The organism is Micromonospora sp. WMMD1076 (assembly GCF_029581475.1).
GTDB lineage: Bacteria > Actinomycetota > Actinomycetes > Mycobacteriales > Micromonosporaceae > Micromonospora > Micromonospora aurantiaca.
Genome location: NZ_CP120862.1, coordinates 5943951 through 5966465, shown reverse-complemented (window position 1 = coordinate 5966465; position 22515 = coordinate 5943951). Strand labels below are relative to the sequence as shown.

Sequence of the window (22515 nt, the reverse complement as noted above, 5' to 3'; positions counted from 1 at the left end):
GATCTGGCTGATGGCCGCGCCGTGGTCGCCGACGGGGACGTGGGCGGCCGTGATGTGCTCGACCTGCGGCTGGCCGGGTTGGCGGTGGCGGCCTGGCTCGCCGCGCTGGCCGGGCTGCACCTCGGTGTCCGGGCGACCGTGTGGCTGGCCGCCGTCACCGCCGTACTCGCCGTTCTGGCGGGCCTGCACCTGTGCGGTGTGCTCGGCCGACCGGGGGAGCCGGTCCGCCGCTACGGCTGGATCGTGGTCGCCGTGCTGCTCGGCGTGGTCTGCGGTGCGGCGGCCACCGGCGCCCGGCTCGCGATCCGCGACGCTACCCCGGTACGCGCGCTCGTGACCGAAGGAGCCCGGGTGACCGCCGACCTGGTGCTGCGCGACGACCCCCGCCCGATACGCGGCGCCCCGGGCCGGCAACCGATGCTGCTGGTCCGCGTCGACCTGGTCCGCCTCACCGGACCCGACGGCGCTCGGGTCACCGGCCCGGTACGCGCGCTGGTGCTGGCGACCGACCCGTCCTGGCGGCCGCTGCTGCCGGGCCAGCGGGTCACCGTTCAGGGGCGGCTGTCCGCCCCGCGCGGCGGCGACCTGACCGCCGCCGTGCTCTCCACCGCCGACCCGCCCACGCTGCGCGGCGACGCGTCGTGGCCGCAGCGGGCGGCAGGCGTGCTGCGCGCCGGGCTGCAACGGGCCTGCGAACCGTTGCCCGACGCGCCGGGCGGGCTGCTGCCGGGTCTGGTGGTGGGCGACACCAGCCGGCTGCTGCCGGAGGTGGAGGAGGACTTCCGGGCCACCGGGATGACGCACCTCAACGCGGTGTCCGGCTCCAACGTGGCGATCGTCGTCGGGGCGGTGCTGCTGCTTGCCCGCTGGGCGCGCGCCGGTCCGCGTACCGCCGCCACGCTCTGCGTACTCGCGCTCGTCGGGTTCGTCATCCTGGTGCGGCCCTCGCCGAGCGTGGTGCGTGCCGCCGCGATGGGCGCGATCGGGCTCGCCGCGCTCGCCGCCGGGCGGTCCCGGTCGGCGCTGCCCGCGCTCGCCACCGCGGTCACCGGGCTGGTCCTGTACGACCCGGACCTCGCGGGCGACCCGGGTTTCGCGTTGTCGGTCTGTGCCACCGGGGGACTGCTGCTGCTCGCGCCGGGATGGCGGGACGCGTTGCGGCGCCGGGGCGTACCGGCCGGACTGGCCGAGGCGCTCGCGGTGCCGGCCGCCGCGCAGCTCGCCTGCGGCCCGGTGATCGCCGGGCTGTCCGCGACGGTGAGCCTGGTGGCGGTGCCGGCGAACCTGCTGGCGGTGCCGGCCGTCGCGCCGGCCACCGTGCTCGGTGTGCTGGCGGCGGTGCTGTCGCCGCTGTGGCCGGGCGGTGCGGAGTTCCTGGCCTGGCTGGCGAGCTGGCCGGCGCGCTGGCTGGTGGCGGTCGCCGCGTACGGGGCGGACCTCCCGGCCGGGAACCTGCCGTGGGCGGGCGGGGTGACAGGTGCCCTGCTGCTGGCGGCGGTGAGCGTGGCGCTGCTGCTCGCCTTCCGCCGACGTCGGGCGCGGCGGCTGATCGTGGTTGTCGCGGTGGCGGTGGTGCTGGGCGCGGTGCCGGTGCGGCTGCTCGCCTCCGGCTGGCCGCCGCGCGGCTGGGTGGTGGTGGCGTGCGCGGTGGGGCAGGGGGACGCGGTGGTGCTGCCGGTCGCCGCCGGCCGGGCCGTGGTGGTCGACGCCGGCCCGGAGCCGTCCGGCGTGGACGCCTGCCTGCGCCGTCTTCGCGTACGCGAGGTGCCGTTGCTTGTGGTCAGCCACTTCCACGTCGACCACGTCGGTGGCGTGGCCGGGGTGTTCCGGGGCCGGCGGGTGGGTGTGGTGGTTGCCCCGTCCTGGTCCGAGCCGCCCTACGGTGCCGCCCAGGTACGCGAGGCGGCGCGCCGGGCCGGTGCGCCGCTCGCTGCGGTGCAGGCGGGCTGGCGGTGGCGGGCGGGCGCGGTGGACCTGGTTGCGGTCGGGCCGCCGTACCCGCTGCGGGGCAGCCGGTCCGACCCGAACAACAACTCGCTGGTGCTGGCCGCCACCGTGGGCGGGGTACGGATCCTGCTCACCGGTGACGCCGAGACGGAGGAGCAGCGGGCGATGCTGGAGACCACACCGGCCGCCACGATCCGGGCCGACGTGCTGAAGGTCGCCCACCACGGGTCGGCGTACCAGGCGCCGGAGTTCCTGGCCGCGGTACGCCCGGCGGTGGCGCTGGTGAGCGTGGGCGTCGACAACGACTACGGGCACCCCAACGCCGGGCTGCTGGACCGGCTGAGCCGGGGCGGTGCGCGGGTGCTGCGTACCGACACCGACGGGGACGTGGCGGCGGTCCGAGCGGGTGGTGGTCTCGCGGTGGTGAAGCGCGGCGCCGAGTCGGGACGGTCACGCTGAACCAAGGGAATCTTGTCGCGGTAGATGGGGAATCAAGTCAAATGTCTGGATTTGCGCTGTGTGCGGGCTGCGCCGTCACAGTCCCCGATGAGCAGGCCCGGCCGGGTCGGAGGGCGTGCGAGTATGGGCGACGTGACCCCCGCCGACCTGCCTCCTATTGTGCTCGTCCTCGGCGACGAGGAGCTGCTCGCCACGCGAGCGGTCACCGAAGCCGTCGCCCGGGCCCGCGAGGTCGACCCCGACGTGGACGTACGGGAATACCAGGCCGGCACGCTCACCGTCGGCGAGATCGCCGAGATGCTCAGCCCGTCGCTGTTCGGCGGTCGCCGGGTGCTCGTGCTCCGCTCCGGACAGGACGCCCGCAAGGACCTGTCCACAGCGCTGCTGGCGTATGCGAAGAATCCCGACCCGGAGGTTCAGCTCGTGGTGCTGCACCTGGGCGGGGCCAAGGGCAAGGCGTTCGCCGACGGCCTGCGGGCGGCGGGCGCCACCGTGGTGCCGGCGGTGAGGCTCAAGGGTGACCGCGAGCGGGCCGCCTTCGTGCGGGACGAGATCCGCCGTATCGGCGGCAGGTGCACGCCGGACGCGGCCGACGCCCTGGTCGCGGCCGTCGGGAACGACATGCGTGAGCTGGCGGCCGCCTGCTCGCAGCTGGTCGCCGACACCGACGGGCGGATCGGCGCGGACACTGTCGCCCGGTACTACCGGGGGCGGGCCGAGGTGACAGGCTTCACCGTCGCCGACGCGACGATGGTCGGTGACGTGCCAGGCGCACTGGAGGCGCTGCGATGGGCGCTGCACGTCGGCGTCGACCCGGTGCCGATCGCCGACGCGCTGGCCGACGGCGTACGGACCGTGGCCCGGGTCGCCGCCGCCGGGCGGGGCAGCGCGTTCCAACTGGCCAAGACGCTCGGCATGCCGGCCTGGAAGATCGAGAAGGCCCAGGTGCGCGCCCGGGGCTGGACGCCGGAGGGCCTGGTCGAGGCGATGCGGGTGGCAGCCGAGTGCAACGCGGCGGTCAAGGGCGGCGCCGACGATCGGGCGTACGCGCTGGAGCGGGCCGTGTTCTCGGTGGCCGCGGCCCGGCAGGGCGGCGCCCGGTGACCCGAGCGTGGTCGACGGTGGCCACGGACGAGGAGCGGTACCGCCCGCTCTACGCCCGGGTGCTGGGACTGCGCTTCGTCAACCCGGGTGGGGTGCTCTGCTTCCTCTTCTTCGAGGGCGCGGTGGCGCTGGCCGTGCTGCTCGCGCTCGCCGAACTGGTGAGCTGGTGGGCGGTGCTGGTGCTGCCGATCGCGGTGGCGGCGATGGTCAAGCTCAACGACGTGGTGGCCGAGATGGTCGTCCGCACCGCGGCGCAGGTGCCCGAGCAGGAGCGGGACCGCTTCCGCCGCCAGATGGAGCCGGTGGTCGGGCGAGCCCGGGTGCCCGCGAACGCCCGCGCGCTCCCGGGCGGCGCGGCGAGCATCGGGTCGTTGCCGCGCGGCGCGGCACCGGCGAGCGCCCACGTGTCGCCGGGCGGCGCGACCACGGACTCCCGGGGCATCCGCTATCACCACCCCCGACGCGCGACGTTCGACCACCCGAACGAGCAGTAGCGGCCGCCCTCCCGACGCCCCGCGCCCCGCCTCCCGACACCGCGCGCTACGCCCTCCGGGCGGCCCGCGCCGCGCCTCCCGACATCTCCCGCTCGCCCTCCGGAGGCCCCGCGCCGCGCCTCCCGACACCGCGCCCCGCTCTCTCCCGGCGGAGACGCCGCCGGGCCGCGGTCACCCCGAGATCTTGGTACGAAATGGCCCCTGGAGGGGCCGAAATCGTCCAAGATCTCCACGCCCACGGCGCGCACGGCGCTACGCGAGCCGCTGCGGTGGAGTGCGGACGGGCGGAAGCCCCGTGGGCTCGGTGGCCCCGGGGCTTCCGGTGGGATCTGTAGCGCTGGTCAGGCAGAGAACGAGGCGACGCGCTTGGCGATCGCCGACTTCCGGTTGGCCGCCTGGTTCGAGTGGATGACACCCTTGCTGGCAGCCTTGTCCAGCTTGCGGGTGGCCTCACGCATGAGCACGGTGGCCTTCTCGGTGTCGCCCGCCTCGGCAGCCTCGTGGAACTTCCGGATGGCGGTCTTCAGCGACGACTTGACCGACTTGTTACGCAGCCGGCGCTTCTCGTTCTGCCGGTTGCGCTTGATCTGGGACTTGATGTTCGCCACGCGACAGCCTCGTCTTGATAGCTCGGGTTGGTCTGCTTTCGCGCACGACGAGCATGCGTCATCGCCGCGCGAAAAGCCAGGCTACCAGGTCGGCCCCGGGCGAGCCAAAACGCCTCCGGCCGGGCCCAGCCGACATCCGCCACCAGCCTGCCGTCGTACCCGGGGTCACGGCAGGCCGGACCGATTCCAGGGCGGGTCGAGCGGTGCCATCCCGGGGAGGTGGCGGGGTCCGGCCCCGCGTGATGCCGCCACCTCCCCGGGCCGGTTTGGATCAAGAGAAAGGGCGTGTCCAGGACCATCGTCGGCGCTCGGCCAGCCAGGCGAGCGCCTGCTCCCCGCTCCAGCGCTGGTGGGCGCGCAGGTGCGGGGAGGCGGTCGACGGCCCGGCGGCGGCGCCGGTCAGGAAGTACCCGGCCAGCGCGGCGAGCGTCACGTCCAGCGCGTCAGCGGGCGCCCCCGCCGCCGCCGGGTGACCGGCGAACGCGGCGTCCGCGTCCAGGCCGCTGGCGTACGCGGTGAGCAGCAGCCCGGCCAGGTCGAACCAGGCCGGCCCGTGGCAGAGCCAGGGCCAGTCGCACAGCCAGGCCCGGCCGTCGGAGTCGATCAGGAGGTTGTCCACCCGCAGGTCGCCGTGGGCCAGTCCGGGGGCGGCGTCGGCGTACCCGGGCAGGCGCGACTCCAGCGCGACCAGCTCGGCCAGCGGGGCGCCGGCCGCCGGCTCGGGCAGAGGCTCGCGCCCGGCGGCCACCTCGCCCCACCAGAGGATGTCGTCGCGGGCCAGGTCCGCGAGGCGGGGGAGCCGGAGCGCGGCCAGCTCCGCGGGCGGGCCGGCGAGCGCGGCGGCCACCTCGGCGTACGTGGCGAGTGCGGCGTCCAGCTCGGCCGGCGCCCAGGGCAGCCGGGGGGTGTGCCCGTCGATCACGTCGAGCGCGAGCGCGTACCAGCCGGACTCGGTGAGCGCCCAGCGCGGCCGGGGCACCGGCAGACCGGCCGGGAGCCGGGCCAGGATCGCCGCCTCGTGGGCGTACCAGTCGACCAGGTGCCGCTGCCCGTGCAGTGCCGCCGCCTTGACGAACACGCGCTCCCCGGCGGGGCCGGTCAGCACGGCGGCGAAGCCGCTGGTGAACCCGCCACCGGCCACCCGTACCGCAGCCGGTGGACCGCCGATCCGGGTGGCCAGCGCGTCGCGCAGCCCGGCCGGCAGGTCGGCCCAGCCGGGCCGGACGGCTGTCGACCCGTACGGGACGGGCGGTAGGGAGATCGCACGCACCGCACCATGCTGCCGCACCGGTGGCGCGCGGCGAACCGGCGCGTCGGTGGGCTCTGCCAGACTGCCCACCATGAGGACCGACGAGTTCTGGCAGTTGATCGACGAGGCCCGCGCCGGCGGCGGGGGAGAGCCCGACGCGGTCGCCGCTCGGGCGGTCGCGCTGCTGGCCGAGCGCGACCCGGAGGAGATCGTCGGATACGCCCACCACCAGCGGCGGGTGCTCGCCGCCTCCTACAGGGTCGACCTCTGGGGCGCGGCGTACCTGATCAACGGGGGCGCCTCGGACGACGGCTTCGAGTACTTCCGGGGCTGGCTGATCACCCAGGGGCGGGCGGTGTTCGCGCGGGCGGTCGGCGACCCGGACGCGCTTGCCGAGCTGCCGCAGGTCCGGGCCGCCGCGCTCAGCGGCGAGGAGTTCGAGTGCGAGCAGATGCTGGCGGTGCCGTGGGACGCGTACCGGAAGGCGACCGCGTCCGACCTGCCGGCCGAGCGCGACCCGGTCCCGGTGCCCGACCTGAACGACTTCTGGGACTTCGACGACGAGGAGGAGGCCCGCCGCCGGCTGCCGAGGCTGGCCGCGCTGTTCGTCGAGCCACCCGTGGAATAGGCGTCGAGTGAAGGGGGAGCCCGGGCGCGCCCCGGGCGACGTGGGACCATGGAGGGGGCCGGCGGCGCGCCGGCCCGCTCACGTCAGCCGACCAGAACGGACCGCTGTGCCACCGACGCTCGATCCCGGCGCGAACGCTCCTGGTGCCACCGACCCGGCGCGCATCCGGAACTTCTGCATCATCGCCCACATCGACCACGGGAAGTCGACACTGGCCGACCGGATGTTGCAGCTCACCGGTGTGGTCGACCCGCGGCAGATGCGCGCCCAGTACCTGGACCGGATGGACATCGAGCGCGAGCGCGGCATCACCATCAAGAGCCAGGCCGTGCGGATGCCGTGGACGATCCGCGAGGGCGACCGGGCCGGTGAGACCGCCGTGCTCAACATGATCGACACCCCGGGCCACGTGGACTTCACCTACGAGGTGTCCCGTTCGCTCGCCGCCTGCGAGGGTGCGATCCTGCTCGTCGACGCCGCGCAGGGCATCGAGGCGCAGACGCTCGCCAACCTCTACCTGGCCCTCGAGAACGACCTGCACATCATCCCGGTGCTCAACAAGATCGACCTGCCGGCCGCCCAGCCGGAGAAGTACGCCGAGGAGCTGGCCCACCTGATCGGCGGCGACCCGGCGGACTGCATCAGGGTCTCCGGCAAGACCGGCGAGGGCGTGCCCTACCTGCTGGACGAGATCGTCCGGCAGTTCGTGCCGCCGGTCGGCGAGGCCGAGTCGCCGGCCCGCGCGATGATCTTCGACTCGGTGTACGACGTCTACCGGGGCGTGGTCACGTACGTCCGGGTGATCGACGGCCGGATCTCCGCCCGGGACCGGATCAAGATGATGTCCACCGGCGCCGTCCACGAGCTGCTGGAGATCGGCGTCATCTCGCCCGAGATGGTCAAGGCCGACGCGCTCGGCGTCGGCGAGGTGGGCTACCTGATCACCGGCGTGAAGGACGTGCGCCAGTCCCGGGTCGGCGACACGGTCACCATCAACGGCAATCCGGCCAAGGAGGCGCTCGGCGGCTACAAGGACCCGAAGCCGATGGTCTACTCGGGGCTCTACCCGATCGACGGCTCGGACTACCCGAACCTGCGCGAGGCGCTGGACAAGCTCAAGCTCAACGACGCCGCGCTGGTCTACGAGCCGGAGACCTCCGGCGCGCTGGGCTTCGGTTTCCGCTGCGGCTTCCTCGGCCTGCTGCACCTGGAGATCATCCGGGAGCGGCTGGAGCGGGAGTTCAACCTCGACCTGATCTCCACCGCGCCGAACGTGGTCTACCGGGCCATCCAGGAGGACGGTGAGGAGATCGTGGTCACCAACCCGAGCGAGTACCCGACCGGCAAGATCGCCGAGGTGTACGAACCGACGGTGCGGGCCACGGTGCTGACCCCGAACGACTACGTCGGCGCCGTGATGGAGCTGTGCCAGGGTCGCCGGGGCAGCCTGCTCGGCATGGACTACCTCTCCGCCGACCGGGTGGAGCTGCGCTACACGCTGCCGCTGGCCGAGATCATCTTCGACTTCTTCGACCAGCTCAAGAGCCGCACCAAGGGTTACGCCTCGCTCGACTACGAGCCCTCCGGCGAGCAGGCGTCCGACCTGGTCAAGGTCGACATCCTGCTGCACGGCGAGCCGGTCGACGCGTTCAGCGCAATCGTGCACAAGGACAAGGCGTACACGTACGGCACGACGATCGCGGCGAAGCTGCGTACGCTGATCCCGCGTCAGCAGTTCGAGGTGCCGATCCAGGCGGCCATCGGCAGCCGGGTGATCGCCCGGGAGACCATCCGCGCGATTCGCAAGGACGTGCTCGCCAAGTGCTACGGCGGTGACATCAGCCGGAAGCGCAAGCTGCTGGAGAAGCAGAAGGAGGGCAAGAAGCGGATGAAGATGGTGGGCCGGGTGGAGGTCCCCCAGGAGGCGTTCATCGCTGCGCTCTCGTCCGACTCCGGCGACGGCAAGCCCGCCGGCAAGAAGTAACCCGACCAGGCTCCGCGACCGGCCGGCGTCCTCTTCGGGGCGCCGGCCGGTTCGCGTACCCAGGAAATTTTCAGCTGCTGGCAGCGCTCCCACCTGCGGGTTCGTCCCGGCCGGGGGAGCGGCGGCCGATGCCGCCGGTTTCGGTTTTCGATGCGTCGGGCACTTAGCGGGCACGACAGCAACCGCACAGAACGTGCGAAATCGCTTTAGGAGGACCGACCGTGGAGTTCACCGTCTGGGGCATCATCACCGCGCTGGTCGTTGGTCTGATCGTCGGCGCGCTGGGCCGGCTGGTCGTGCCGGGCCGGCAGAACATGCCGATGTGGCTGCACATGGTGATCGGTGTCGGCGCCGCGCTGCTGGGCACCGTCCTGGCCCGCGCGCTCGGCATCGCCACGCAGACCGCCGGCATCGACTGGGCCGAGCTGGCCGTGCAGGTCGTGCTCGCCGCCATCGGTGTGGCCCTGGTGGCCGGCGTCGGCCGCCGCCGCAGTGTCTCGCGTTACTGATCGACGCACCACGCGCCTCGACGGGCGCCCGGCCTCACCGGCCGGGCGCCCGTCGGCGTATTCGGGGCATTGAACCCCGTCGGTGCGCCGGGACCGCCCACCGCGCCGGGTATCGGGAAGAATTAGCAGGTCAGGGTACGTCTGCACAATTCGTCATCGGAGTCGGTTTGGATTTCCGGGCGGTCGGGAACTTAGCGATCACGACAGTGAACACAAAAACGTGTGACCGGATCTTAAGGAGGAGGGCGACCATGGAGCTCACCGTTTGGGGCATCATCACCGCGCTGGTCGTTGGTCTGATCGTCGGCGCGCTGGGCCGGCTGGTCGTGCCGGGCCGTCAGAACATGCCGATCTGGCTGCACATGCTGATCGGTGTCGGCGCCGCGCTTCTGGGCACGATCGTGGCCCGGGCCTCCGGCTTCGCCGAGACCGCCGGTATCGACTGGCGCGAGCTGATGCTGCAGGTGCTCTTCGCCGCGATCGGCGTGGCCCTGGTGGCCGGTGTCGGCCGTCGCCGCGGCGTCTCGCGCTACTGACCCCGCACCACGCGCCTCGACGGGCGCCCGGCCTCACCGGCCGGGCGCCCGTCGGCGTACGTGGGCCTGAACTGCCCGGACGGCAACGATGTCGGCCGGGCCTCCGGCTGCGATACGGTCGCCTGTGCCCTCCGCCACGAACACCCCCTGTTGTAAAGGAAATTTTCCTACTAAGGTGCGGCGGAGAAGGTTAGTGCCAAACGGCCCTGAGGGAGATATGGCGTGAACAGGTGGAAGCGGCTGGCTCCGGTCACCGCCATCGTGGCGTCGGCCGCGTTGGTGCTGACCGCATGCGGTGGCTCCGGCGACGACGACAAGGCCGCCGACAACAGCAAACTCACTGTGTGGATGATGGGTGAGGGCGGCGACGCCCAGACCACGTTCCTCGACAGCGTCGAGGCGGAGTTCAAGAAGAAGCACCCCGAGACCGACGTCGTGGTGCAGTACATCCCCTGGCTCGAGGCGCCGAAGAAGTTCCAGGCCGCGCTCGCAGGCGGGGAGGGCCCGGACGTCACCGAGCTGGGCAACACCGAGACCCAGGGCTGGGCCGCGCAGGAGGCCCTGGCCGACGTCTCGGACAAGTTCAACGGCTGGTCCGAGGGCAAGGACATCCTGCCCGACCTGGTCAAGAACGCCCAGCTCGACGGCAAGCAGTACGGCGTGCCGTGGTACGCCGGCGTCCGCGCCGTCTACTACCGCACCGACTGGTTCGCCGAGGCCGGTGCGAAGCCGCCGACGACCTGGGACGAGATGGTCGCCGCCGCGAAGGCGGTGCAGGCCAAGAAGCCCGGCACCTACGGCATCGCCCTGCCCGGCAACTCCGAGCTGCCGTTCTACTCCTTCCTCTGGGGTGCCGGCGGGGAGATCGCCACCAAGGAGGGCGACAGCTGGAAGTCCGGCTACAACACCCCCGAGGCGCAGAAGGCGGTCAAGTTCTGGACCGACCTGGTGACAGTGCACAAGGTCGCCCCGCCGGCCGCCGCCGGGTGGAACGAGGTCGACGCCCGTACCCAGTTCGCCACCGGCAAGGCCGCCATGGCGTTCGCCGGTAGCTGGCAGGGCGGCGCGATGAAGAAGGACAACCCCGACATCGAGAAGGTGTGGGGCACGTTCCCGATCCCCGGCCCGGACGGCAAGCCCGCCCCGGCGTTCGCCGGCGGCTCCGACATCGCCATCTGGAAGGACAGCAAGCGGCAGGCGTTGGCCTGGGACTACATGACCGTGCTGCTGAGCAAGCAGAAGGACAAGGAGTTCGCCAGCAGCCTCGGCTTCTTCCCGGTCTACCAGGACCTGGTGAGCAGCGGCGACTACGCCAACGACAAGGTGATGGCCGCGTTCGCCACCGCCATCCAGAACACCAAGCTGACCCCGCTCACCCCGAAGTGGGTCGAGGTCAGCCGGACCAAGACGGTGACCCAGGCGATGAACAGCTCGGTCATCAAGGGCCAGAAGACGGTCGAGAAGGCCACCGCCGACGCGGCCACCGAGATGGAAAGCATCCTCAACGCCAAGTGACCACGCTGACCGAGGCCACCGGCGAGGCCGCCGCGCGGGAGACCCCCGCGCGGCGGCGCCGTCGCCGGGTGGACCACCTTCCGTACCTGCTCCTCCTGCCCTGCCTGGCGATCATCGCGGTGTTGCTGCTCTGGCCGCTCGGCCAGGTCGTGTGGATGTCCTTCCACAAGCTGGACAGCGTCCGGCAGCTGCGCGGCGACCGCGAGTGGCCGTGGGTCGGCCTGGCCAACTACGCGCAGATCCTCGGCGACCCGTTCTTCCGTACGGTGCTGCGCAACACGGTGCTGTTCGCGCTCGCCAACGTGGCGCTCACGATGATCCTCGGCACGCTGGTCGGGCTGCTGCTCAACCGCCTGGGCAAGAAGATGGCCACGTTCGTGGCGAGCTGCGTGATGCTCGCCTGGGCCACCCCGGCGCTGACCGGCACCATCGTCTGGAAGTGGATCTTCGACGACACGAGCGGCCTGGTCACCTGGCTGTTCAACAAGCTCCCGGACGGGCTGTCCACGGCGCTCTTCGGACGCAGCGACTGGACCGGGTACGGCTGGTTCAACGACCCGCTGCTGTTCTTCGCCATCCTGACGCTCGTGGTGGTCTGGCACTCGTTCCCGTTCATCGCGGTGAGCGTGCTGGCCGGGCTCAAGAGCGTGCCGACGGAGTTGCAGGAGGCGGCCCGGGTCGACGGCGCCGGGCCGTGGAAGGTCTTCTGGTCGGTGACGTTCCCGGTCCTGCGGCCGGTCTTCGGCATCCTCGTGGTGCTCTCCACGATCTGGGACTTCAAGGTCTTCACCCAGCAGTTCGTGCTGGCCGGCGGCACCCAGGACCGGTCCACGTTCATGCTGTCGATCTACTCGTACGCGGAGGCGTTCTCACCACCGCCCAAGTACGGCCTCGGCTCGGCCATCGCGGTCATCCTCACCGTGATCCTGCTCGTGGTGACCGCCCTGTACGTCCGCATGGTGCTGCGGCAGGAGGACGAATGATGAAGAAGATCGCCCTCAACGGCGCGGGCCTGCTGGTCGCGCTCTTCGCCGCGTTCCCGGTCTACTGGATGGTGGCGACCTCGCTGAAGCCCAACCGGGAGATCTTCTCGTCCACCCCCCGGCCGGTGCCGGCGGAGCCGACGCTGGAGCACTACCGGGAGATCCTCACCGGCAACCTGATCCCGGGCGTCACGTTCGCCGACTTCTTCCTCAACAGCGCGCTCGTCGCGCTGGCGACGGTGCTGCTGAGCGGGCTGGTCGCGCTGCTCGCCGCGACTGCTGTGGCCCGGTTCCGGTTCAAGCTGCGCACCACGTTCCTGATCATGCTGCTGGTGGTGCAGATGATCCCGCTGGAGGCGCTGGTCATCCCGCTGTTCCTGATGATCCAGCGGCTCGGCCTCTACAACACGCTGCCCAGCCTGATCCTCACGTACCTCGGCTTCTCGCTGCCGTTCGCGGTCTGGATGCTGCGCGGCTTCGTCGCCGCGGTGCCGAAGGAACTGGAGGAGGCCGCCGCCATCGACGGCGCCAGCCGGGCCCAGACGTTCCGCAAGGTGCTGTTCCCGCTCGTCGCACCCGGCCTGGTCGCCACCAGCATCTTCTCGTTCATCACCGCGTGGAACGAGCTGATCTTCGCGCTGACCTTCATCAACGACCAGCAGAAGTACACGCTGCCGGTGGCGATGACGTTCTTCTTCGGCCGGGACGACACCGCCTGGGGCTCGGTGATGGCGGCGTCCACGCTGTTCACCCTGCCGGTGATCGTCTTCTTCCTGCTGGTGCAGCGCCGGATGGTCTCCGGCCTGGTCGCGGGAGCCGTCAAGGGCTGACCCGGCGGCCCGGTCAGGCCGCGGCGAACACCTCGGCCCGCACCTCGGTGGCCGGGTCGCCCTTCACCCGGGCCCAGGAGCCCTGCTCGGCGGTCCACTCCAGGTTGCCGAAGCGGACCTTCTTCACGCCGTGGTCGTCGGCGTGCGAGACCAGCCAGTGCGCGTACCGCCAGCCGTTGCGGTCGTCGCCGGCCGGCACGGTGAGCGCGGTCAGGTCGGTCGCAGTGGCCAGCCGGGGCAGCCCCCAGTCCAGCGACAGGCCCTCCAGCACGGCGCTGGCGGCGGCCGGCCCGCGCATCGTCGGCGGCGAGCTGACGGTGCAGGCCACCGCGCCTGTCGCGTGGCCGAGCAGCGCGCGGGTGAGGACCTCCGACTCGTCCGCCCACTTCTGGTACGCCTCGGGGAACGCCGACCGCTGCACCCGCTGGGCGGCGTCGGTGATCCGCATCCGCTCCCAGCCCTTGACCTTCTTCAGCGCGGCGTAGAACTTGTTCGCCGCGTACCGCGGGTCCTGGATCTCCTCCGGGCTGCCCCAGCCCTGGCTCGGGCGCTGCTGGAACAGGCCGAGCGAGTCGCGGTCGCCGTGGGCGATGTTGCGCAGGTGCGACTCCTGGTAGGCGGTCGCCAGCGCCACCACCACCGCCCGCTCGGGCATCCGGCGCTGCATCCCGATGGCCGCGATGGTGGCCGCGTTCGCCATCTGGTCGGCGCCGAGCACCACCTCGCCGTCGGCCTTCACGGTGCAGGTCCGGCTGGCCAGGGGGAGCCGCAGGTGCTCGCCGAACTGCTTGGTCACGACGTAGACCGCGAGCAGCGCCAGCACGCACACCGCCACCCCGGATGCCACGATCGCCGCTCGCGTCCGCACCCGCACCCCCTGTCCCGACAGTCCGACAAGCGTACGTCCCACCCGCCACGGCGGGGCTCGGCCGACCGGCGGGCCCCGCGTCGGCCGGACCGGCTCACGCGAGGGCCGCCGCGAACCTCAGTCTCCGGCGGGCACCCAGGCGGCGGGGCGCTTCTCCCGGAACGCCGTCACGCCCTCGCGCCCCTCGTCGGAGAGGAAGTACCCGGTCGACAGCGCGGCCAACTCGGCGATCTCGGCCCGCAGCTCGGGACCGGCCGGCCGGCGCAGCAGCTCCTTCGCCCCGGCCAGCGCCCCCGGGGCGCCCTTGACCAGCGAGGCGCAGTAGCGCTCGATGGCGGCGTCCAGCTCGTCGGCCGGCACCGCCGCGGTGACCAGGCCGATCTCGGCGGCCCGGCGGCCGTCGAACGTGTCGCCGGTCAGGTACAGCTCGGCGGCGGCCCGCTGACCCAGCCGCGGCAGCACGGTCGCCGAGATCACCGCCGGGATCACGCCGATCCGCACCTCGGTGAACGCGAACGTCGCCTCCTGCGCGCAGACCGCCAGGTCGGCGGCGGCGATCAGGCCCAGCCCACCCGCCCGGGCCGGCCCGGCCACCTTCGCCACCACCGGCTTCGGGCACTCCCGCACCGCGACGAGCACGTCGCCGAGCATCCCGGCGGGCACCGTACCGCTGGCGTACGCGGCGGCTGTCTCCTTCAGGTCGGCGCCGGAGCAGAAGACCGGACCGGTGTGGTCGAGCACGATCGCGCGTACCGCGCCGTCGGCGACCGCGCCGGCCAGCCCGGCCAGCAGCTCGGTCATCAGGGGCGTGGAGAGCGCGTTGCGATTGTGCGGGCTGTCCAGGGTGAGGGTGGTCACCCCACGGGCCGTGGCGACTCGCACGAGAGCGTCCGGAGAGGTCATGCCGGGCACACTAGTGGCCATGCCCGGCGTCCTTCCAGAAGGCGAACCCGTCCCCCGCGACGGATCGCTGCCCGCCACCGCCCGTCGCGCCGTCGGCGCGCGCGGCTTCGGCGTGTACGTCCACGTGCCGTTCTGCGCCAGCCGGTGCGGATACTGCGACTTCAACACGTACACCGCCGCGGAGCTGGGCGGCGGGGCGAGCCGGGAGACGTACGCCGACTCCGTGCTGGCCGAGCTGGCGCTGGCCGCCCGGGTGCTGGGCGACTCGCCGCCACCCCGGGTCGACACCGTCTTCGTCGGCGGCGGCACGCCCACCCTGCTGCCCGCCGACGACCTGGCCCGGATCCTCGACGGCATCGACCGCGTCTGGGGACTGGCCGCCGACGCCGAGGTGACCACCGAGGCCAACCCCGAGTCGGTGAGCCCGGAGTCGCTCAAGACGCTGCGGGCCGCCGGCTACACCCGGATCTCGCTCGGCATGCAGTCCGCCGCGCCGGGTGTGCTCGCGGTGCTCGACCGGCGGCACGGCGCGGGCCGGGCCATCGCCGCCGCGCGGGAGGCGCGCGACGCCGGATTCGCGCACGTGAACCTGGACCTGATCTACGGCACGCCGGGCGAGACGGCCGAGGACTTCGCCGCCTCGCTGGCCCAGGTGGTCGACGCGGGCGTGGACCACGTCAGCGCGTACGCCCTGATCGTGGAGGACGGCACCCGGCTGGCCGCGCGGATGCGCCGTGGCGAGCTGCCGTACCCCTCCGACGACGTGGCGGCGGACCGCTACCTGGCTGCGGAGGCCGCGCTCGGCGAGGCCGGATTCTCCTGGTACGAGGTGTCGAACTGGGCCCGGTCGGCGGCGGCCCGGTGCCGGCACAACCTGCTCTACTGGACCGGCGCCGACTGGTGGGGCCTGGGCCCGGGGGCGCACAGCCACGTCGGCGGCGTGCGGTGGTGGAACGTGAAGCACCCGAGCGCGTACGCGGGCCGACTGGCCGAGGGCGTCTCGCCCGCGCTGGCCCGGGAGCAGCTCACCCCGGACGAGCAGCACATGGAGGACGTGATGCTGCGGGTGCGGCTCGCCTCCGGGCTGCCGCTGGACGTGCTGGACGAGCCCGGCCGGGCGGGTGCCGAGCGGGCCCGGGACGCCGGGCTGCTCGACACCGGGGCGTACGCGCGGGGGCTGGTGGTGCTGACGCTGCGCGGCCGGCTGCTGGCCGACGCGGTGGTACGCGACCTGCTGCCGTGACCCGCACCGGCCGGCCGCCCCCTCGGCCGGCCGGTGGTGTCACTTGATGAAGTTGTAGGTCATCGGGTAGCGGTAGAGCACACCCTCGTTGGCCTTGACCCCGCCGATGATCCCGAAGATCAGCGGCACCAGCCAGACCAGCATCGGGACGAAGAACAGGATCCCGCAGGTGATGACCGTGATCACCCAGGCGAGCACGCTGGCGATGGTCCAGGTGATCTGGAAGTTCAGCGCCGCGACCGCGTGGGCGCGGACCGTCGGCGACTGCTGACCGCGGGTCATCATCGCGATCAGCGGGGCGACCCAGCCGAGCAGACCGCCGCCGACGATGACACCCGCGGCGCCACCGAAGTGCGCCACCAGGGCCCACGTCTTCTCGTCGTTGTCGGCGTACGCGGCGGGGCCGTACCCGCCACCGGGGTAGCCGGCGCCGTAGCCGGGCGTGCCGTCCGGCGGAGGGTAACCACCGGGGGGCGGGTAGCCGCCCGGAGGCGGATAGTCACCGGGCGGGGGATAGCCGCCGGCGCCGGGCGCCCCGGACAGTGGAGCGGTGGGCGGTTCGCTGCCCGGCGACGAGCCGTAGGGCGCCGACGGGTCGGGCTGGGGGCCGGAGTCCCCTGCCCCTGGAGGGCGAGGAGGTTCAGTCATGGTCGCCACGGTAGGGGCACAGGTCAACTCGCACCAGAGCGACACAGACCGACGATGACCGGCTGTTCGGCCCTGGTGGGGTGCGCTGTGTGGTGGGCCGCACCGCAGGTCCGTCAGGCGATCATCGCGCCGGCGGGGGTGCCGACGTAGACTGGCACTCGCTACAGTCGAGTGCCAGCCGCCCGGCGGATGCCGCGCCGGCCCGACCGATGTGCGTCAGGAGGTGGGGAATGGGTCTCGACGACCGCAAACTCGCCGTGCTGCGCGCGATCGTCGAGGACTACGTCGCCACGCAGGAACCGGTCGGCAGCAAGGCCCTGGTCGAGCGGCACCAGCTCGGCGTCTCGCCGGCCACCGTGCGCAACGACATGGCGGTGCTGGAGGAGGAGGGCTACATCCGGCAGCCGCACACCAGCGCCGGCCGGGTGCCCACCGACCGCGGCTACCGCCTCTTCGTCGACCGGCTGTCCCGGGTCAAGCCGCTCAGCCCGGCCGAGCGCCGGGCGATCGAGCGCTTCCTGGTCGGCGCCGTCGACCTGGACGACGTGGTGCACCGCACGGTCCGCCTGCTGGCCCAGTTGACCCGGCAGGTGGCTGTGGTGCAGTACCCGAGCCTCGCCCGCTCCAAGGTGCGCCACCTGGAGCTGGTGCCGATCTCCACCACCCGGCTGACGGTCGTCATGATCGCCGACACCGGCCGGGTCGAGCAGCGGCTGGTCGAGCTGCCCGCCCCGGTGCCCGCCGACGACGTGACCGACCTGCGCCGGCTGGTGAACGAGAAGCTCGTCGGCAGCCAGCTCGCCGAGACGCCGCCGCTGGTGCAGGCGCTCGTCGAGGAGTCCGCGCCGCATCTGCGCCCGGCCATGACCACGCTCTCCACAGTGCTGCTGGAGACGCTGGTGGAACGGCACGAGGAGCGCCTCGCGCTGGCCGGACAGGCCAACCTGACCCGGGGCGGCCTGCTCGACTTCCAGGGCTCGCTGCGGCCCATCCTGGAAGCGCTCGAAGAAGAGGTAGTGCTGCTCAAGCTGATCGGTGAGACGGAGCCGAGCACCACCCGGGTGCTCATCGGCGACGAGAACGAATTCGACAACCTGCGGGCCGCCTCGGTGGTCAGCACCGGCTACGGACCGGGCAGCACGATCGTCGGTGGGCTCGGCGTGCTCGGGCCGACCCGGATGGACTACCCCGGCAATATCGCCATGGTGAGGGCCGTGGCACGCTACGTGGGCGAACTGCTGGCCCAGAACTGACCAGTCAGGGCCGACGGCCGGTTCCGGCCGACGACCGGAGCGACGCGAGACGAACATGAGGACACCTAACGCAGTGGCCAGGGACTACTACGGCATTCTCGGCGTGAGCCGGGACGCCTCCGACGACGAGATCAAGCGCGCCTACCGCAAGCTGGCGCGGCAGTTCCACCCGGACGTCAATCCGGACCCGGAGGCCCAGGAGAAGTTCAAGGACATCAACGCCGCGTACGAGGTCCTCTCGGACGACCGGAAGCGGCAGATCGTCGACCTGGGTGGCGACCCGCTCGCCCCGGGCGGCGGTGGCATGGGCGGTCCCGGCGGCCCGGGCGGCGCCGGTCCGTTCGTCGGCTTCCAGGACATCATGGACGCGTTCTTCGGCGGTGCCGCGGGTGGCAGCCGGGGTCCGCGTCCGCGTACCCGCCCCGGCGCGGACGCGATCCTGCGCCTGGAGCTGGACCTCAACGAGACCGCGTTCGGCGTCGAGGCGCCGATCACCGTCGACACCGCGGTGCTCTGCACCACCTGCTCCGGCGCCGGCACCGCCGCCGGCACCCACCTGGCCACCTGCGAGGCGTGCGGCGGCCGGGGCGAGGTGCAGTCGGTGCAGCGGACGTTCCTCGGCCAGGTGGTCTCCGCCCGGCCGTGCACCGTCTGCCAGGGCTACGGCACCACCATCCCGCACCCCTGCCCGACCTGCGCCGGTGACGGCCGGGTGCGCACCCGCCGCTCGCTCACCGTGAAGATCCCGGCCGGGGTCGAGGACGGCATGCGGATCCGCCTGGCCCAGCAGGGCGAGGTCGGGCCGGGCGGCGGCACCGCCGGTGACCTCTACGTCGAGATCCACGAGCGGCCGCACGACGTCTACTCCCGCAAGGGCGACGACCTGCACTGCCGGGTCACGGTGCCGATGACCGCCGCCGCGCTCGGCACCCGGCTGACCATCAAGACGCTGGACAGCGAGGAGACGGTCGACGTCAAGCCCGGCACCCAGCCCGGCAGCACGATGCGGCTGCGCGCCCGGGGCGTACCGCACCTGCGCGGCACCGGCCGGGGTGACCTCTACGTGCACCTGGACGTGCGTACCCCGACGAAGCTCGACGCCGACCAGGAGCGGATGCTGCGCGACTTCGCCAAGACCCGCGGCGAGGAGGTCGCCGAGCTGACCAAGCAGGGCGGCTTCTTCTCCCGGATGCGCGACGCCTTCAACGGGCACGCCTGAGGTGTCCGCCCCGCTGTTCCTGGTCGAGGCGCTGCCCACCGGTGACACGCTGACGCTCGACGGCCCGGAGGGCCACCACGCGGCCACCGTGCAGCGGCTGCGCGTCGGCGAGGAACTGGTGCTCGCCGACGGCCGGGGCGGCACCGCCGCCGCGGTGGTCACCGCCGTCGGCCGCGGCACGCTCGACCTGCGGGTCACCAGCCGGGGGTACGCGGACGCGCCGGTACCCCGGCTCGTCGTGGTGCAGGGCATCGCCAAGGGCGACCGGGGCGAACTCGCGGTGCAGGCGATGACCGAGGTCGGCGTGGACGAGATCGTGCCGTGGGCGGCGTCCCGCTCGGTGGCGCAGTGGCGCGGTGAGCGGGGCGGACGGGCCCGGCAGAAGTGGGTCGCGACCGCCCGCGAGGCGGCCAAGCAGGCCCGCCGCCCGTGGCTGCCGGTGGTGGCCGGCGCCCCGGACGAGTCCACCGCCTCGGTGGCGCGCCGGATCGCCGGTGCGGCCGGCGCGTTCGTGCTGCACGAGGGCGCCCAGGACCGGCTGACCACAGTCGACCTGCCGGCCGCCGGAGAGATCGTGCTGGTGGTCGGCCCGGAGGGCGGCATCGCCGACCACGAGCTGGCCGCGTTCGCCGACGCGGGCGCCCGCACGGTCCGCCTGGGCCCGTCAGTCCTGCGCACCTCCACAGCAGGCGTGGCAGCCCTCACAGTCCTGGCCACCCGCCTGACCCACTGGTAACCCCGCCCGCCGCGCGCTCCCGCCGCACTGACCTTGCAGTTTCGGCCCGCGTTGCGCCCCTTGCGGTGTTTTGTCGGGGCTGAAAGTGCAAGATCGCGGGGGCGTGGGGTCAGGAGCGGAGGTAGGAGGCGCCGTTCAGGTCGATGATGGTGCCTGCCGCCCACTCGGCCTCGGGGCTCGCCAGCCAGTGGACCGCCGCCGCGATCTCCTCCGGCCGGGCCACCCGGTGGAACGGGGACTGGGCGCGTACCGCCTCGCCCCGCTCGGCCTTCAGGTGCTCGTTCGTCATGTCGGTCTCGACGAAGCCGGGCGCCACGCACGCCACCCCGATGCCGTACGGCGCCAGTGCCACCGCCAGCGACTGGGCCATCGCGTTCATCCCGGCCTTGCTGGCCCCGTACGCCGGGTTGGCCGGCTCGCCCCGGAACGCGCCCCGGGACGAGACGTTGACGATCCGGCCCCCGCGTTCGCGCATGTGCTGCGCGGCGCACCAGGCGGCGTTCGCGGCGCCGACGAGGTTGGTGTCGAGCACCTCACGCCAGCGCGCCCGCCACTGCTCGTAGCTGCTCTCGAAGACCGGGTGCGGGGGATCGGCCGGCCCGAACACCCCGGCGTTGTTGACGAGTACGTCGAGGCCGCCGAGCCGCTGGGCCGCCTCGTCCACCATGGTCCGTACCGCGTCGGGATCGGCCAGGTCGGCGCGTACCACCACGTGCCCGTCACCGGGCAACTCGGTGCGCAGCCGCTCGGCCAGCCCGTTCGAGTCCCGGTGGTGGATCGCCACCCGGTCTCCACCGGCGGCGAACGCCCACGCCACCGCCCGCCCGATGCCCCGCGAGGCCCCCGTCACCAGCACCGCCCGTCCCGACATGGCGGCCATCCTGCCGCACCGGGCCAGGCTGTCGAGAAGGGCCCCTTCCCATACCGGAGGCGTTAAGCAGGGGCCCCTCCTTACACTGCTGCGATGGACTGCCTCTTCTGCCGGATCGTCGCCGGGGAGATTCCGGCCACCATCGTCCGCGAGACCGCCACCACCCTGGCCTTCCGGGACATCGACCCGAAGGCGCCCACGCACGTGCTGGTGATCCCGAAGGAGCACTACGCGGACGTGGCCACGCTGGCCCAGGGCGCGCCCGAGCTGGCCGGCGACGTGCTCCAGACCGCCGCCGTGGTCGCCGAGGAGGAGGGCCTGACAGTGGACGGGTTCCGGCTGATGTTCAACACCGGCCCGTACGGCGGCCAGGAGGTCTTCCACGTGCACGCCCACCTGCTCGGCGGTGCGCCCCTCGGCCCGATGCTCTGCCGATGACCGACGTCTCCGACCGGCTCGGCCGGATGGTGCGCCAGGCCCAGGCCACCGGGCGGATCCCGGCGGTGTCGGCCGCCCTGCACCGGGCCGACCGGCCGGTCTGGACCTGCACCGTGGGCGACACCGGCAACGACACCCCGCTGGGGCCGGAGACGGTGTTCCGGATCGGCTCGGTCACCAAGACCTTCACCGCGGTGCTCGTCATGCAGTGCCGCGACGACGGCCTGCTCGACCTGGACGACCCGATCGGGCGGCACCTCGACCTGCCCGCGCACGGCGACGCGACAGTACGCCGGCTGCTGTCGCACACCGCCGGCCTGCAACGCGAGCCGCACGGCGACGTGTGGGACAGCCTGCGCGCCCCGGCCGTCGACGAGCTGCTGGCCGACCTCGCCCGGGTCGAGCGGGTGCTGCCCACCGGCCGCCGCTTCCACTACTCCAACCTCGGCCCGGCGCTGCTCGGTGAGGCGGTCGCCCGGCTGCGCGGCGGTACCTGGGCCGAGGTGCTGGCCGACCGGGTGCTCACCCCGCTCGGGCTGACCGCCACCGGCCCGTACCCGACCGAGTGGGCCGCGACCGGGTTCCTGGTCGACGCGTACTCCGACGAGGCCCGCCCGGAACCACCCGCCGACTTCGGCGCGGTGGCCCCCGCCGCGCAGCTCTGGAGCACCGCGCCGGACATGGCCCGCTGGGCCGCGTTCCTGGCCGACCCGGTGGCTGTGGACCCGGACGGCGCGGTGCTCGCCGCGACGACTGTCGAGGAGATGCGCTGGCCGCTCACGCCCACCGACGAGTCGGTCTGGTCGGCCGGCTTCGGGCTGGGGCTGATCCTGATCCCGCAACCGGAGCGGGTGACCCACGTGGGCCACGACGGCGCGATGCCCGGATTCCTCGCCGCGGTCTACGGGCGGTGCGGCGGGCCGGGCACCGCCGGGGCGATGGGCGCCGCCGTGCTCGGCTCGTCCGGCACCGGCGTGGAGGTGTTCGACCTGTCACACCGGCTGCTCGCCACCGCCGCCGAGCACGACCCGGCGGAGATCGAGCCGTGGCGTCCCGGCCCGCCCGCGCCGGACCACCTTCGCGGCGTGCTGGGCCGCTGGTGGGGCGAAGGCTTCGAGTACGTCTTCTCCTGGCACGACGGGACGCTGCGGGCGCGTGGCGCGGACGACCCGGCCGGGAAGCCGCCCGCCGTGTTCGCGCCGCTGCCGGACCGGCCGGACGTGTTCCGCACGGTCTCCGGCCGCGAGGTGGGGGAGCTGCTGCGGCTGACCCGCGACGAACGGGGCGTCGTGGCCCGGATGCACTGGGCGACCTACCGCTTCACCCGCACCCAGGAGACCTTCGACGGGTACGACTTCCGCGCCGGGGCCTGACCGCCGGGCACCGGAAATGGGCGCGGTGCGGACGGTGCCGACCCGATACGATGGAGGTAACCGTACGCCGCGCCAGCAGGGCCCGGCGCCCGATAAGCGGAGAGCAGGTGGCGCAGG

22 protein-coding genes are annotated in these 22515 nt (G+C 73.0%); 16 read left to right on the top strand and 6 right to left on the bottom strand.

The features are described 5' to 3' along the window. Positions 1-54 precede the first annotated feature (54 nt). From O7622_RS26915 to O7622_RS26905, 3 genes are all read left to right on the top strand, one after another. Positions 55-2406 (top strand): ComEC/Rec2 family competence protein, encoded by a 2352-nt coding sequence (locus O7622_RS26915; protein WP_282314236.1) that lies wholly within the window; start codon positions 55-57, stop codon positions 2404-2406. A gap of 123 nt (positions 2407-2529) precedes the next feature. Then, positions 2530-3510, top strand: a complete 981-nt coding sequence (gene holA / locus O7622_RS26910) for a DNA polymerase III subunit delta (protein WP_282310917.1) — start codon at positions 2530-2532, stop codon at positions 3508-3510. Continuing rightward, positions 3507-4004 carry a hypothetical protein gene (locus tag O7622_RS26905; RefSeq protein ID WP_282310916.1) on the top strand — a complete coding sequence of 166 codons (498 nt, stop codon included), beginning with the start codon at positions 3507-3509 and terminating at the stop codon, positions 4002-4004. Before holA ends, O7622_RS26905 begins: the two co-directional genes overlap by 4 nt. A 341-nt stretch (positions 4005-4345) precedes the next feature. Here O7622_RS26905 and rpsT read toward each other — a convergent pair whose 3' ends face one another. Both rpsT and O7622_RS26895 read right to left on the bottom strand, forming a co-directional pair. Beyond that, positions 4346-4612 (bottom strand): 30S ribosomal protein S20, encoded by a 267-nt coding sequence (gene rpsT, locus O7622_RS26900; RefSeq protein WP_013287988.1) that lies wholly within the window; start codon positions 4610-4612, stop codon positions 4346-4348. A 271-nt stretch (positions 4613-4883) separates the two neighbouring features. Beyond that, entirely contained in the window at positions 4884-5954 is a 1071-nt protein-coding gene (locus O7622_RS26895; RefSeq protein WP_282310915.1) for a phosphotransferase, read from the bottom strand. Here O7622_RS26895 and O7622_RS26890 point away from each other — a divergent pair. The 7 genes from O7622_RS26890 (at position 5953) to O7622_RS26860 (ending at position 12846) form a co-directional block, all read left to right on the top strand. Further along, positions 5953-6489, top strand: coding sequence for a DUF4240 domain-containing protein (locus O7622_RS26890; protein WP_282310914.1), 537 nt, complete (start codon positions 5953-5955; stop codon positions 6487-6489). The genes O7622_RS26895 and O7622_RS26890 overlap by 2 nt on opposite strands. Positions 6490-6595: 106 nt before the next feature. Then, positions 6596-8473, top strand: coding sequence for a translation elongation factor 4 (gene lepA, locus O7622_RS26885; protein ID WP_282310913.1), 1878 nt, complete (start codon positions 6596-6598; stop codon positions 8471-8473). 221 nt (positions 8474-8694) lie between these two features. Next, positions 8695-8982: a GlsB/YeaQ/YmgE family stress response membrane protein gene (locus O7622_RS26880; RefSeq protein ID WP_116507974.1), complete on the top strand. Its 288-nt coding sequence runs from the start codon at positions 8695-8697 to the stop codon at positions 8980-8982. A gap of 251 nt (positions 8983-9233) precedes the next feature. Then, entirely contained in the window at positions 9234-9518 is a 285-nt protein-coding gene (locus O7622_RS26875) for a transglycosylase (protein ID WP_013287983.1), read from the top strand. A gap of 222 nt (positions 9519-9740) precedes the next feature. Next, positions 9741-11033, top strand: a complete 1293-nt coding sequence (locus O7622_RS26870) for a sugar ABC transporter substrate-binding protein (protein WP_282310912.1) — start codon at positions 9741-9743, stop codon at positions 11031-11033. Beyond that, positions 11030-12016, top strand: coding sequence for a sugar ABC transporter permease (locus O7622_RS26865; RefSeq protein ID WP_013287981.1), 987 nt, complete (start codon positions 11030-11032; stop codon positions 12014-12016). Before O7622_RS26870 ends, O7622_RS26865 begins: the two co-directional genes overlap by 4 nt. Then, entirely contained in the window at positions 12013-12846 is an 834-nt protein-coding gene (locus O7622_RS26860) for a carbohydrate ABC transporter permease (RefSeq protein ID WP_013287980.1), read from the top strand. The genes O7622_RS26865 and O7622_RS26860 overlap by 4 nt, the downstream gene beginning before the upstream one ends. Positions 12847-12859: 13 nt before the next feature. On the opposite strand, the gene O7622_RS26855 is transcribed toward O7622_RS26860, so the two are convergent. Both O7622_RS26855 and O7622_RS26850 read right to left on the bottom strand, forming a co-directional pair. Next, positions 12860-13720: a hypothetical protein gene (locus O7622_RS26855; RefSeq protein ID WP_282310911.1), complete on the bottom strand. Its 861-nt coding sequence runs from the start codon at positions 13718-13720 to the stop codon at positions 12860-12862. Between the two features lie 111 nt (positions 13721-13831). Further along, positions 13832-14617 (bottom strand): enoyl-CoA hydratase-related protein, encoded by a 786-nt coding sequence (locus O7622_RS26850; protein ID WP_282310910.1) that lies wholly within the window; start codon positions 14615-14617, stop codon positions 13832-13834. A 19-nt stretch (positions 14618-14636) separates the two neighbouring features. On the opposite strand from O7622_RS26850, the gene hemW reads away from it, so the two are divergent. Beyond that, on the top strand, positions 14637-15860 hold the full coding sequence (hemW, locus tag O7622_RS26845) for a radical SAM family heme chaperone HemW (RefSeq protein WP_282310909.1): 1224 nt from the start codon (positions 14637-14639) through the stop codon (positions 15858-15860). A gap of 39 nt (positions 15861-15899) precedes the next feature. Here hemW and O7622_RS26840 read toward each other — a convergent pair whose 3' ends face one another. Next, positions 15900-16508: a DUF4870 domain-containing protein gene (locus O7622_RS26840; RefSeq protein WP_282310908.1), complete on the bottom strand. Its 609-nt coding sequence runs from the start codon at positions 16506-16508 to the stop codon at positions 15900-15902. Positions 16509-16738: 230 nt separating this feature from the next. Here O7622_RS26840 and hrcA point away from each other — a divergent pair, with 230 nt between their 5' ends. The 3 genes from hrcA (at position 16739) to O7622_RS26825 (ending at position 19716) form a co-directional block, all read left to right on the top strand. Next, positions 16739-17761 (top strand): heat-inducible transcriptional repressor HrcA, encoded by a 1023-nt coding sequence (gene hrcA / locus O7622_RS26835; RefSeq protein WP_282310907.1) that lies wholly within the window; start codon positions 16739-16741, stop codon positions 17759-17761. A 73-nt stretch (positions 17762-17834) separates the two neighbouring features. Continuing rightward, complete coding sequence (gene dnaJ / locus O7622_RS26830) at positions 17835-18980, top strand: molecular chaperone DnaJ (protein WP_030274641.1); 1146 nt, start codon at positions 17835-17837, stop codon at positions 18978-18980. A gap of 1 nt (position 18981) precedes the next feature. Then, entirely contained in the window at positions 18982-19716 is a 735-nt protein-coding gene (locus tag O7622_RS26825; RefSeq protein ID WP_282310906.1) for a 16S rRNA (uracil(1498)-N(3))-methyltransferase, read from the top strand. 109 nt (positions 19717-19825) lie between these two features. On the opposite strand, the gene O7622_RS26820 is transcribed toward O7622_RS26825, so the two are convergent. Beyond that, complete coding sequence (locus O7622_RS26820) at positions 19826-20587, bottom strand: SDR family oxidoreductase (RefSeq protein WP_282310905.1); 762 nt, start codon at positions 20585-20587, stop codon at positions 19826-19828. A gap of 93 nt (positions 20588-20680) precedes the next feature. On the opposite strand from O7622_RS26820, the gene O7622_RS26815 reads away from it, so the two are divergent. Further along, complete coding sequence (locus O7622_RS26815; protein ID WP_282310904.1) at positions 20681-21025, top strand: histidine triad nucleotide-binding protein; 345 nt, start codon at positions 20681-20683, stop codon at positions 21023-21025. Next, complete coding sequence (locus O7622_RS26810; RefSeq protein ID WP_282310903.1) at positions 21022-22398, top strand: serine hydrolase domain-containing protein; 1377 nt, start codon at positions 21022-21024, stop codon at positions 22396-22398. The genes O7622_RS26815 and O7622_RS26810 overlap by 4 nt, the downstream gene beginning before the upstream one ends. The last annotated feature ends 117 nt before the right edge of the window (positions 22399-22515 follow it).